This is a genomic window from Paenibacillus cremeus (assembly GCF_007786445.1).
Lineage (GTDB): Bacteria > Bacillota > Bacilli > Paenibacillales > NBRC-103111 > Paenibacillus_G > Paenibacillus_G cremeus.
In genome coordinates, this window is sequence record NZ_VNJI01000013.1 from 80347 (window position 1) to 92817 (window position 12471).

A 12471-nucleotide genomic window follows, 5' to 3' on the forward strand; every position below is an offset into this window, starting at 1 on the left:
CGGCTCATTTTTATACTTTAAATACTTACTTATCAAATCCGTTGCGGTTGCGGTTGCGCAGGAAGGTTGGGATGTCGAGCTGGTCGCTCGATGGTTGGTTCCCAAACGGACGCAAGTTATTCAGACGCGAGTCTGCTGTTTCCTGCTGCTGCGCTTGTGGTGCTGCTGTACCGGTTCCTGTAGGCTTGCGAAGGCCTGGGGTGACCGACTTATATTCAAAGCCGGTGGCAATGACCGTTACGACGATCTCATCTTTGAGGTTCTCGTCGATCACCGCACCGAAAATCATATTCACTTCCATATCCGCAGCGGATGCCACGATATCGGCCGCTTCATTGACCTCATACAAGGAGAGGCTTGTTCCGCCAGTAATGTTGAGCAGCACGCCGCGAGCGCCGTCGATGGACGTTTCCAGCAATGGGGACGAAATAGCTTTCTTCGCGGCTTCGGCCGCACGGTTTTCTCCCGTAGCGACACCGATACCCATCAGCGCGGAGCCGCGCTCGGTCATAATCGTCTTCACGTCCGCAAAGTCCAGGTTGATCAGACCTGGAATGGCAATCAGGTTGGAAATACCTTGAACCCCTTGACGGAGTACGTTATCCGCTTCACGGAATGCTTCCAGCATCGGCGTCTTCTTGTCGATAATTTCAAGCAATCGATCGTTCGGAATCACGATCAATGTATCCACTTTCTCTTTCAGCGCAGCGATCCCTTGCTCTGCTTGCAATTGACGCTTCCGACCTTCAAAGGTAAAGGGACGAGTCACTACGCCCACCGTTAATGCTCCGCACTCTTTGGCGATTTCAGCGATGACCGGAGCAGCACCCGTTCCAGTACCTCCGCCCATCCCCGCTGTAACGAATACCATATCCGCACCTTTGAGCGTGTTAATGATCTGCTCGCGGGTTTCTTCAGCCGCTTTCTTGCCGACCTCCGGATTCGCACCCGCGCCTAATCCTCGAGTCAGTTTATCGCCAATTTGCAACTTCTGCTCCGATTTCGCATAGTGAAGCGCCTGAGCGTCAGTGTTCACCGTAATGAATTCAACGCCTTTAACGCCGTTATCTATCATTCGGTTGACTGCGTTGCTGCCGCCGCCTCCTACGCCGATGACCTTAATTTTCGCCAGATGGTCCAAGTCCATGTCAAGTTCAAACATTTCAGCGTCTTCCCCTTCATTCGGCTATCTATTTCGTAGCCTTACTATGTCTTAAATAAATTCACTTAGCCAATTTTTAAACCGTTCCATAGCCGAGGGCTTTGCTTCTTCCGGAGAGGACGACGCTTTTTTTGCCGTGCTGGTCACCATTTTCTTAACCGCGCTTTGTTTGGCATTGCGCAAATATTTGGATGCATACTGGATGATTCCTACACCGCTTGTGAACGATGGATCGCGTACTCCGATGAAGTCCGGCACCGCGATTCGTACGGAGGTACCTAATTCATGTTGTGCAACGGCCAGCATCCCCGGCATCGATACCGTTCCGCCCGTCAGCACATAACCGCCAGGAAGCTCGGTAAATCCTAAGCGCTGCACTTCAAGCAGAATCAGGTGGAAAATTTCCTGTACGCGAGGCTCTACAATGTTAGCCAAGTCGACTTGGGAAAACTCCTTGTCCACATTGCTGCCGATTCGGTTTACTTTAAACACTTGATCCGCTGCTGCGTGCTCGACGACGGCGCAGCCGAATTTCAGCTTAATTTTCTCAGCAATATCCGCTTGCGTTCTTAATCCGTATGCAATGTCATTGGTGATATATTCGCCGCCGATCGGCAATGTCGATGTCGCTACCAGATTGCCTTCGTTATAGACGGCGATCGTAGTAGCACCCGCTCCGATGTCTACTAGCACTGTTCCAACGGCTTTCTCATCCTTGGACAAGGCCAAATGCCCTGCGGCAAGCGACATCAGAATTAATCCTGTCACTTTCAGCCCTGATTTTTCCACCACACGCAGTAAATTATGTATGGCTGTCTTCGTTCCTGTTACAATCGTTGCTTCTACTTCGAGACGTACCCCGATCATGCTTCTTGGGTCATGAATTTGATCCGTTCCATCCACTACGTACTGGTTGGGGACCACACCGATAATCTCCCGTTCAGGTGCTAAAGGAATCACTTTGGCCGCTTGAATCACGCGTTCGATATCGTCGTTTCCGATTTCCCGGTCTTCGTTCGAGACGGCTACTACGCCATGGCTCGATTGCAAAGAAATATGGTTGCCTGAAATGCCCACGTATACTTCGGAAATTTGAATTCCAACCATGCGCTCCGCATGGTCGATGGCGCTTCGGATCGACTGCACCGTTTGATCGATATCAACAATAGCTCCCTTGCGTATTCCTTGGGAGTCGGCAGATCCAACTCCAATTATATTAATGGCGCCGTTTACGACTTCCCCAATAATAGCACGAACTTTGGATGTACCGATGTCCAAACTAACAATGATGTCATTGCTGCTCAACCCGTGGCACCTCCTGTGACTAATGTAATAAATGAGCCTTGGTCAGCAAACCTCCTGTATTTATTCCACATGGCTCACGAATTCCCTCTTTTTTGCGCAAACTTTTTCAAAACAATTTCATAATTTACACAAGTTTATACCATAATTGTAATTCTATCATTCTTTTGGACTATTGAGTAGAGTATTTTGGCCTATTGAGCCTATGAAAATCCTTTAGTTTCGAGGTGTGTCTTTGCTTGGCGGCTTTGCATCTTTTCCAGTTGCTCCACTTGCGGGTGCGCTGTTCGAGGCTGCGCCCGATGCCGGCTTGCCTGGGTCTTTGGTCTGCGGGCCAGCTGGTTTCCCGTTTCCATTGTCTTTAGAAGGAGCGCTCTCCGCTTCGAATGGCATATGGGAGTCCGCTTCTAGCATTTTAATAATGCCGCTATTAATTTTGTTTTCGTGCAGGCTGGCAATGTAGGACTCGAGATTCTTCATTTTTTGCGGTAAATACCCGATCGTGGTCTGAACCTCGAATTGGGATCGCGTATACATCTTGATCTTATCCGGATACGAATCGCTAGACGCCGGCTTGATTTCGGAAATATCGGAAAAATACGCTGGCGACAGCGAAGCCATGGCGAGACACAGCTTGGTCTTGAGCGGATCGTCCTTCGCCCAGCCGGTTAAAATCGGTTTATCCAGCGCCACGCCTTGCACAGTAATAGGAACTACGCTGGCATCAGCCAGGAGCGCCTCAATCTGTCCACCGTCACCAATTTGATACGCGACTTTGGGATATTCTTTAATCTCGATCAAAATCCGGCCGGGGAAGTGCTTGGATACCGTTACCGACTCTATCATTTTGAGCGCTTTGACTTGCTCCTCAATGCTGCTAGAGGACACCGAAAAGAAATGATCCCCCGGCTTGACCGCAGCGGCTTGTCCAATCTCAGCCTCCGACACCAGTTCCTCTCCCTGAATCTCGATTACCGTAATTTTACTGAGCGAGGATTGAAAGAACAGCACCGCCAGCAGGGTCACGAAAAAAATGAACAGAAAGGTGAGCAGCTTCTTGCTGCTGCGGCCTCGGCCTCTCGGGCTTGGATTTTTGATGATGGGTAAGCGGTCTTCTGGCATGGTTGCCTCCTGAGGGGGCGCTTTGAATGTGGGGTTTCGTTAACCGCTTGGGTGTGGTTCCGGGGCAACTGTATCTGCTTTCGGCCGCTGTTGAAATGGGATTATTATTACTAGACCTGAGCGGTGATAATCCCATTTCAAAGGCGGCACTTAAACTCTACAGCAGACACATTGCCCTCCACCTTCCTGGCGGATAAAAAAACGTTACATTCAAAAGCGGGATAATAAAAATAAAGCACCCGAGTAGTCTACTCGGGTTGGGATTTAAAGGATGTAAAGAGCGATCTTGTCTTAAACCTATGTAAACCGCCGAATATCCCTCTTCAACCTCAATGGAAGGAAAAGGGATAATTCAGCGGCAGCGTGCATAAGGATTAATAAATGCTTACTCTGTGGCTACCGGGGTCGTGCGGTGAATGCTGGCGCCCAATCGGCCGAGCATCTGCTCGATGCGGTCATATCCACGATCAATGTGATGAATCTGCTCTATGATCGTCGTTCCTTGAGCGGCAAGCCCCGCGATAACCAGGGCAGCTCCGGCACGTAAGTCGGTAGCCTCTACTGTGGCTCCATACAGTCTCGGTACCCCTCTGATAAAGGCCGAGTTCAAATCGACTCGAATATCTGCACCCATGCGCGAAAGTTCATCCACATGCTTAAATCTGCCTTCAAATACGGTTTCTTTCACAATGCTGACTCCATCTGCCAAGCTTAAGAGCACCATGATCTGCGATTGCAAATCCGTCGGAAATGACGGATACGGTGAGGTGACGATCCGCTCCACCGACTTAGGCCGGGTTAGCGCGCATACGTTCATTATATCACCGTCGATTGTAATTTGAACACCCGCCCGTTTTAAAACATGGATGGCGGAGGTCAAATGAGCCGGGCACACCCGGTTCAAAGTAATGTTGCCTCGGGTAACCGCTGCAGCGATCATTAGCGTTCCTGCCACGATGCGGTCTGGAATAATTCGATAAGTACAAGGGGTAAGCTGCGAAACGCCCTCGATCGTTATGGTATCTGTGCCGGCTCCTATAATTTTGGCCCCCATCGCGTTCAGGAAGTTTTGCAGATCCTGAATTTCCGGCTCGCGGGCCGCACCTGTGATCGTCGTCAAGCCTTTGGCCATCACGGCCGCCATCATAATATTCTCGGTCGCGCCCACGCTTGGATAGTCCAGTACGATTTCGGTGCCTTGCAGCTCTTTGGCCGTACATACAATTTTGTTGCCGCTCTCCTCGATTTCCGCGCCCAGTGCGGTCAAACCGCGAAGATGCAGGTCGATCTTCCGCTCTCCGATCGCACACCCGCCGGGCTGATACAGCTCTACTCTACCGACCCTAGCAAGAAGCGGCCCCATCAAAAAAATCGAAGAGCGCATCTGGCTCATCAAATGCTCCGGAATGTGAAACTGATGCACGTCAATCGTGTTGACCGTTACTTTCTCGCCTTGGTGCTCTGCTTTACATCCGAGCGAACGCAAGATGTCGAGCATGACCCCAATGTCGGAAAGCTCCGGCACATTTTCAATCGTAATCGTACCTTCCGCCATAATGCTGGCTGCCATGATGGGCAGTGCCGCATTTTTTGCACCGTGAATCTTGATGGCTCCCGTAAGAGGTTTCCCACCTTCGATTACCAACTTTTCCAAAGTCCCACCTCCGATTTACCGCTCCCCCACCGCCAATACTTCAGGCACAAGACGCACACCGTAAACGTTCAGTACGGTATCCTTTACTTGTTCGATTAAGGTGAGCACGTCGTGAGCTGTAGCCTGCCCGGTGTTGACAATAAAGTTGGCGTGCAGCGGGGATACCTCGGCGCCTCCGACCCGTAGACCCTTTAACCCGGCCTCTTCGATCAGCTTGGCGGCAAAATTGCCCTCCGGATTACGGAACACACTGCCGGCGCAGGCCAGCTGCAGCGGCTGCGTCCGCAGACGCCGGTCTTTAAACGCCGCAAGCGATGCCCCGATCTCCTTCCGGTCTCCATACTTTAACTGGAAGACCGCTTCCGTTACGATGCCCGGCTGCAAATGCAGCAACGAATGCCGATAAGCATAAGCCAGATCATCCTTCTGCAGCGTAACCAACTCTCCTGTCGGCAGCAGCACCTCAGCTCGCAGTAAAATGCGTGACACATCAGACCCGTGCGCCCCCGCGTTCATGTAGACGGCGCCTCCCACGGTTCCCGGAATTCCACCTGCGAATTCCAATCCGGTCAACCCTTCCCGCGCTACGGTAAGGCACAGGACAATGAACGAACAAGCCCCTCCGGCCGTCACCTGCTCCCCATCGATCCGAATGGTCTCGAGCGCATCACCCAGCTTGACGACGACTCCGCGAATGCCTTTGTCGGACACCAGCAGATTGGAGCCTCTTCCAAGAACGAACCATGGCGTTTGATGGGTATAGAACAATTTCACCGCATCAACCAGCTGCTGCTTCGTTTGTGGAATAAGCAAGACGTCGGCGGGGCCGCCGATTTTCCATGTGGTATGGGGAGCAAGCGGTTCGTTCAATCGAACGTCACCGTAGGAGCCGCTCCTAAGTTCTGAAATGACCTGTTGCATGGGAAATCCTCCTTCACAGAACGGCAAGGCGCGCGGACTTCAATTGAAATCCCGAATCGCAATGCTATAGCGGAAACATGGTTGGTCCATCTCCGTTATGAGCAAGGCGGATTGAGCTTTTCACAAGCGGGTTCTCCATGTCTTTCGCTCGTATCTGCTGCTTCGCCAGGTGTCTGTCACGGTTATAGTGTAGTTTATGTGCAATCGGATAGAGTGTGACAATCGCCCATCGCATTTTTCGTCAAATGCCGGTACGACGGTGCTTCTCAATTAGGCTTACAATCGTATCCGTCCCGTTGCCGAACGGATTCATAGCCATGCGCTCTTGTACGGCAGAAACGCTGTCTTGCAGCTCGGAAAGCTGCTTTAACAGCGTGTCCGGGGTTAAATCTTCTTCGTAGAGGACCTTCGCGTACCCCATCCGTTCAAACGATTCCGCGTTCAAGATTTGATCTCCGCGGCTGGCCTGCCTCGAAAGCGGAATAAGCAGCATCGGCTTGCGCAGCGCCAAAAATTCAAAGATCGAGGTGGAGCCAGCCCGGGACACCACCACATCGGAGCAAGCCAGCAAATCCGCCAACTCATCCTTCACATACTCGAACTGCTGATACCCACGAACCGAGGTCAGCGACGGGTCGACGTGTCCTTTTCCGCAAATATGGATCAGCTGGAATCGCTGCAATAGTGCATCCAGCGATTGACGAATCGCTGCATTGATCCGCTGAGCGCCCAGACTTCCGCCCATAATGAAAAGAACAGGCTTCTGCGAATGAAAATCGCACAGCTGCAGTCCGCGGGACCGTTTGCCCTGCGTAATTTGCTCGCGGATGGGCAGCCCTGTGCATTCCGCCTTCGGGCTGTGAACCAGCTTCAGCGTTTCCGGGAAGGTGACGCAAATTTTGGAGACGAACGGCATGGAAATTTTGTTCGCTAGCCCCGGCGTCAGGTCGGACTCATGGGAAATGACCGGAATCCCGCGCAGCTTACTGGCCAAAATGACCGGGACAGCAACAAAGCCCCCCTTCGAAAAGACGATGTGGGGCTTGATGGTGCCGAGCAGCCGATACGCATCGACTACGCCTTGGAGCACCTTGAATGGATCTTTAAAATTTTTCAAATCGAAATATCTTCTAAGCTTTCCGGACGAAATATGATGAAAAGGAATGCCCTCGTGGTCGATAATCTCCTTCTCAATTCCATCCTTCGAGCCGATATATTCCATCTCCCAGCCCTGCGAGCGGAGCTTGGCCATGATCGCCAAATTCGGAGTCACATGGCCCGCTGTCCCGCCTCCGGTGAAGACGATTTTTTTCATTGATAAGGTCACCTCGAATATCGGGAAATATTAAGCAGTACGCCGATGGAGGTCAGCATGAGCGTAAGAGAGGACCCTCCCGCACTGATCAAAGGAAGGGTGATGCCGGTGACCGGGAACATGCCGATGACGACGCCGATGTTAATGATGACCTGAACGGCAATCATCCCGACGATACCTGTTGCAAGCAGGCTGCCGAACGTATCTGGCGCTGTAATCGCCGTGCGCATTCCGCGCCAAAGCAGCATTGTAAATAATATCAAGACGAACGAGCCGCCGATAAAGCCGAGCTCTTCGGCTATAATGGAAAATATAAAGTCCGTTTGGGGCTCGGGCAGGTAGCTGTATTTTTGCCTACTCATTCCGAGGCCAAGTCCGACTAGCCCGCCAGGTCCGATCGCATAAAGCGACTGAATGGCCTGATAGCCTGCGCCGAGCGGATCCTGCCATGGATCGAGAAACGCGGTAATTCGCTTCAAGCGATAGGGAGCCGCAATAATGAGGCCCACAAAGCCGGCGATGCCGACAAAGCCCAGGTAAGACAAATGCAAGAGTCTAGCGCCAGCCGTATATATGATCAGCAGCGATGCGCCAACCAGCACCACGCCGGTGCCCAGGTCCGGCTGCAGCATGATCAGACCGAAGGCTAGTCCGACCAATCCCAGCGGAGGAAGCAGTCCTCTGGTAAATTGCGTAATCGTGCTTTGCTGCTCCGATAGCCACTTGGACAAAAAGATGATCATTCCCATCTTCATAAACTCGGACGGCTGAATCCCGAACGCGCCGATGCCCAGCCAGCTGCGTGCACCGCCGCGCACTACGCCCACTCCTGGGATGAGCACACCGATGAGCAAAATAAAGCAAACGATCATCGCGATTTTGGCATACTTTTTCCAGACCATGTAATCGGTGTTCATCGTAAAAATCATAGCTACCACGCCTAGCACGGCAAACAACGCTTGGCGCTTCAAGTAGTAGAAGCTGTCGCCGAATTCGCGAAACGCGAGCACGGCGCTCGCGCTGTACACCATCACGATGCCGATCACGAGCAGCATCAAAGTAGAGCCTAACAATAACAAATCCGGAGTCGAACGCGCTTTGACCATACCGCCCACACCTCTAACCTTTGGTTACTAGGGCAGGCAACAGCAGATAGATTGCATGCGGCGTAAACCGCACACCAACTACAGCTTGTATACCCCCCTTTTAAAGGTTATGCACGGACTGCTTAAACATTCTTCCCCTTTCCTCGTAGGAAGGAAACATGTCCCAGCTGGCGCACGCGGGAGAAAGCAGCACAACATCGCCCGGCTTCGCCATCTCGAAGGCCGCCCGAACCGCAGCGGTCACCGTGTCCTGCACATTAGTAGCAGTATCGACCGTTTTCACTTGACTCAGACCTGCCAAGCGAGCCACATGCTCGATCTTTTCTTTCGTTTCGCCCAGTGTGACCAAGCCGTGAACCTGACGCTGGAATACCGGCAGCAGCTCCATATAATCCGAGCCCCGGTCTAGGCCCCCTGCGATCAGGATAATATTTTGCTTCATCGCCTCGATCGTTTTGATCGTAGCCGTAGGATTGGTCGCCTTGGAGTTATTGTAGAACGCGACATCGTCTTTGCTTCCGACATACTCCAGACGGTGCTCCACGCCGCGGAATGATTTCAGGACTTCGGCAATCGTCTCGATCGGTACGCCGACGGTAATAGCCAAAGCGCTGGCCGCTAACGCATTCTCGATGTTGAAGCTGCCTGGGATGCCCAGCTCATCGGACTTCACAACGGTATGCACCTCGCCCTGCCGATCACGGTATACCAGCGTCCGTTCGACTCCGTCATCCTTCGCGCCCAGCGGAGGCTGTACGAACAAGCCGTACTCCAGCTCCGTTGTTGTGGAAAAAGGAAGCACTTGGGAACGAACCTCACTCATCACTCTGCGGCATACGGGATTATCCCAATTCAGCACGGCGGTATCCTCCTCCGTCTGATTGGCGAACAGCTTAAGCTTCGAATTGACATAGTCTTCCATCGTCTGATGGTAGTCCAGGTGCGTCTCATATACATTGGTTAAACAAGCAATCTGCGGACGGAACGCATTCGTTCCTTTCAGCTGAAAGCTGCTCAGCTCCACTACCAAGTGATTGTCCGCTTCCGCTTCCAGTGCCGCTTCTGTCAGCGCCCGGCCAATGTTTCCTGCCACGATCGGCTTCAGTCCGGCGGCTTCCAGCATCAGTCCGGTCCACGTCGTTGTGGTTGTTTTCCCGTTAGAGCCAGTAATGCAAATGAGCGGCGCCTTGCAAATGTGGTAAGCAACCTCCACTTCAGTGATCACTTCGATTCCGAGCTGCTCTGCCTTTTGAATCGGATCAATCGTGTAAGGAATACCCGGATTTTTCACGACCAGCGCTACGCCCTCATGAACGAGCCCGGACGGATGACTGCCGCAAACAACAGAAATACCCAGGGCCGAAAGTTCATCAGCCTCAGGGCATAGATGGCGTTCCTTTTTATCATTGACGGTCACTAACGCACCGGCCTCGTGAAACAGCTTTGCCACAGCGACGCCGCTTCGGGCGAGGCCTAGGATGACGACCTGCCGGCCCCGATAATTGTCTAGATGCTCCATGCCTATAACACCTCGCCCAGATATAGTCCAATGCCCGCCAAAATCAACGCCGCCGCCCAGAACGAAATGACCACGCGCCATTCCGACCAGCCTACCAGCTCAAAGTGATGGTGAATCGGGCTCATTTTGAATACGCGTTTTCCGCGGGTTTTAAACGATACTACTTGAATGATAACCGAGAGCACTTCTACGACGAACACACCGCCGATCAGCGCAAGCAAAATCTCCGCCTTGGTCAAAATGGCGACCACCGCCAGACCTCCGCCGATGCCCAGCGAACCGGAGTCTCCCATGAACACTTTGGCCGGATGCGCGTTAAAGACCAAAAATCCGAGCACAGCGCCTACCATAGCCGCCGAGAATATCGCCACATTCGGCTGCGAGTTATTCAGCGCGATAACCGCATATGCACCAAAAGCAATGGCGCTCGTACCTGCAAGCAGCCCGTCAAGTCCATCGGTGAAGTTGACGGCATTGGAGGTGCCGAGCATCAGGAAGCAGACGAATGGGAAATACAGCCAGCTGAGGTTGAAAGAGATATCGACATACGGGATTCGAATATCCGTGCTGTGCCCTAACATTGAGAGCATCACGCACACGATAACCGAAACGGTAAGTTGGCCGATCAGCTTCTGCTTCGCGGTAAGACCGAGAGAGCGTTTGAATAAGATTTTGATATAATCATCCAAAAATCCGACCAGGCCATACCCTAGCGTTGCAACCAGCAGCGTCACCGTCTCCAGGTTCTTCTCTCCAAAACGAAGCACAGCCAGCGTTAGCGCCAGCAATATAATGATCCCGCCCATAGTTGGCGTGCCAGCCTTCTTCAGATGCCCTTGCGGACCGTCGGTCCGGATCTGTTGTCCGAACTTCAGCCTGCGCAGCAATGGTATGAATAACGGCCCCATAATGACCGCAAGTAAAAAGGCCACTCCGAGCGTGATCATGACGATATTAAAATCCACCGGTAAATCCCCCTAAGAAGGCTGCGACTTGCTCCATTTTCATTCCACGCGAGCCTTTAATTAAGACCAGATCCTGCGCAGCAGCGACTTGGGACAGCGCCTCTGCCAGCTCTGCTTTATCTGTGTAGTGCTTCACTCGCTCCCCGTCAAAGTGCTCCTGCACACCTGCCGCTGTATGCTGGGAGAGCGGGCCAAATAAAAAGACGGCTTGAATCTCCTGCGGATCCAGCCAGGTTCCGACCTCGCGGTGGAACTCCGCCTCCTGATCCCCAAGCTCCAGCATATCGCCGAGAACCGCGAATTTCTTATGATAGCCCTTCATTTCGTGCAGCAGCTCAATGGCCGCCCGCATCGAAGTCGGACTCGCATTATAGGCATCATTAAGCAAAGTGATGCCGCTAGGCGTCTGCATGACCTCGATCCGCATGCCCGTCATCACCGCGCTCTCCAGCCCCGCAGCAATCTGCTCATCGCTGAGCCCGAAATGCCTGCCGACAGCTATGGCCGCCAGCGCATTCACCGCATTGTGTGCTCCTAGGACCGGAATCGTAAAGGCAGCCTCCGGCTCCGAATGGACGGTAAACCGCGTGCCCTTTGCATCCAGCCTCATATGTTTAAGATAAAGGTCGTTATCCGCTGCGGTGCCAAACCGAATTTTGCTATACGAACCGTTCTGCATCCGTCCGCTCTCGGCCATCTCGGGCAGCACTTCTTCGATCAACGGCTCATCGCCGTTATAGACCAGCACGCCGCCATTCCGCAGACCGGCCAAAATCTCCGTCTTCGCCCGGGCGATTTCCTTGCGTGAGCCGAGCTGAAGCAGATGCGCTTCGCCAATATTCGTAATAATAGCCACTTCCGGCTCGGCGAGCCGGGATAGCAAATCAATCTCCCATCGGCCGCTCATACCCATTTCGAGCACAGCAACCTCGGTATCCTCCGACAAGGCAAGCAGCGTCAGCGGAAGACCGATATGATTGTTATAATTGCCCGCCGTCTTATGCACCTGAAATCCGGTCGACAAAACCGCCGCCGTCATGTCTTTGGTCGTTGTTTTCCCATTGCTGCCGGTCACGCCGACAATCCGTACTGCAAGCTCCCGGCGATAGGCTTTGGCCAGCCGCTGCAATGCGCCAAGCGTGTCATCCACGATGACAAGCGGCACACCTACCGGAGCATCCGCGTGGTCGATCTGCCATAAGGCGGCTGTCGCCCCCTTCTCTATGGCATCGCTCACAAAGTCATGCCCGTCGAACGATTCCCCAATGAGCGGCACATAGAGATTGCCTGCTCCGATCGTCCGTGTATCCTTCGACACGCCGCTAATCATTAGATCCGCGGGCGTTCCTTCCGCTAATCTGCCTCCCGCCATTACGGCGATCTCTGCCAGCGTCCGTTTGATCAC

General features: G+C 52.9%; 11 protein-coding genes. 1 reads left to right on the top strand and 10 read right to left on the bottom strand.

Translation table 11 applies throughout. The features are described 5' to 3' along the window. Positions 1-25: 25 nt before the first annotated feature. The 3 genes from ftsZ to FPZ49_RS12650 all read right to left on the bottom strand — a co-directional run bounded on the left by ftsZ (position 26) and on the right by FPZ49_RS12650 (position 3586). Complete coding sequence (gene ftsZ, locus FPZ49_RS12640; protein ID WP_144847160.1) at positions 26-1162, bottom strand: cell division protein FtsZ; 1137 nt, start codon at positions 1160-1162, stop codon at positions 26-28. Positions 1163-1213: 51 nt separating this feature from the next. Continuing rightward, a complete protein-coding gene (gene ftsA / locus FPZ49_RS12645) occupies positions 1214-2467 on the bottom strand; it encodes a cell division protein FtsA (RefSeq protein ID WP_144847162.1) in 1254 nt (417 codons plus the stop codon). 213 nt (positions 2468-2680) lie between these two features. Continuing rightward, on the bottom strand, positions 2681-3586 hold the full coding sequence (locus FPZ49_RS12650) for a cell division protein FtsQ/DivIB (RefSeq protein ID WP_144847164.1): 906 nt from the start codon (positions 3584-3586) through the stop codon (positions 2681-2683). Between the two features lie 26 nt (positions 3587-3612). Here FPZ49_RS12650 and FPZ49_RS35710 point away from each other — a divergent pair, with 26 nt between their 5' ends. Beyond that, positions 3613-3783, top strand: a complete 171-nt coding sequence (locus tag FPZ49_RS35710; RefSeq protein WP_186445799.1) for a hypothetical protein — start codon at positions 3613-3615, stop codon at positions 3781-3783. A gap of 188 nt (positions 3784-3971) precedes the next feature. Here the strand turns inward: FPZ49_RS35710 and murA are convergent, their stop codons facing one another. The 7 genes from murA to FPZ49_RS12685 all read right to left on the bottom strand — a co-directional run bounded on the left by murA (position 3972) and on the right by FPZ49_RS12685 (position 12471). After that, the gene (gene murA, locus FPZ49_RS12655; RefSeq protein WP_144847166.1) at positions 3972-5240 is read right to left on the bottom strand and encodes a UDP-N-acetylglucosamine 1-carboxyvinyltransferase; all 1269 of its coding nucleotides are present in this window, start codon (positions 5238-5240) and stop codon (positions 3972-3974) included. A 15-nt stretch (positions 5241-5255) separates the two neighbouring features. Then, positions 5256-6161: a UDP-N-acetylmuramate dehydrogenase gene (gene murB, locus FPZ49_RS12660; RefSeq protein ID WP_144847168.1), complete on the bottom strand. Its 906-nt coding sequence runs from the start codon at positions 6159-6161 to the stop codon at positions 5256-5258. Between the two features lie 241 nt (positions 6162-6402). After that, positions 6403-7476 carry an undecaprenyldiphospho-muramoylpentapeptide beta-N-acetylglucosaminyltransferase gene (locus tag FPZ49_RS12665; RefSeq protein WP_144847170.1) on the bottom strand — a complete coding sequence of 358 codons (1074 nt, stop codon included), beginning with the start codon at positions 7474-7476 and terminating at the stop codon, positions 6403-6405. 8 nt (positions 7477-7484) lie between these two features. Continuing rightward, entirely contained in the window at positions 7485-8582 is a 1098-nt protein-coding gene (gene spoVE, locus FPZ49_RS12670) for a stage V sporulation protein E (protein ID WP_144847172.1), read from the bottom strand. Between the two features lie 100 nt (positions 8583-8682). Next, a complete protein-coding gene (murD, locus tag FPZ49_RS12675) occupies positions 8683-10101 on the bottom strand; it encodes a UDP-N-acetylmuramoyl-L-alanine--D-glutamate ligase (RefSeq protein ID WP_144847174.1) in 1419 nt (472 codons plus the stop codon). A gap of 2 nt (positions 10102-10103) precedes the next feature. Continuing rightward, a complete protein-coding gene (mraY, locus tag FPZ49_RS12680; RefSeq protein ID WP_144847176.1) occupies positions 10104-11066 on the bottom strand; it encodes a phospho-N-acetylmuramoyl-pentapeptide-transferase in 963 nt (320 codons plus the stop codon). Beyond that, on the bottom strand, positions 11056-12471 hold the full coding sequence (locus FPZ49_RS12685; RefSeq protein WP_144847178.1) for a UDP-N-acetylmuramoyl-tripeptide--D-alanyl-D-alanine ligase: 1416 nt from the start codon (positions 12469-12471) through the stop codon (positions 11056-11058). The genes mraY and FPZ49_RS12685 overlap by 11 nt, the downstream gene beginning before the upstream one ends.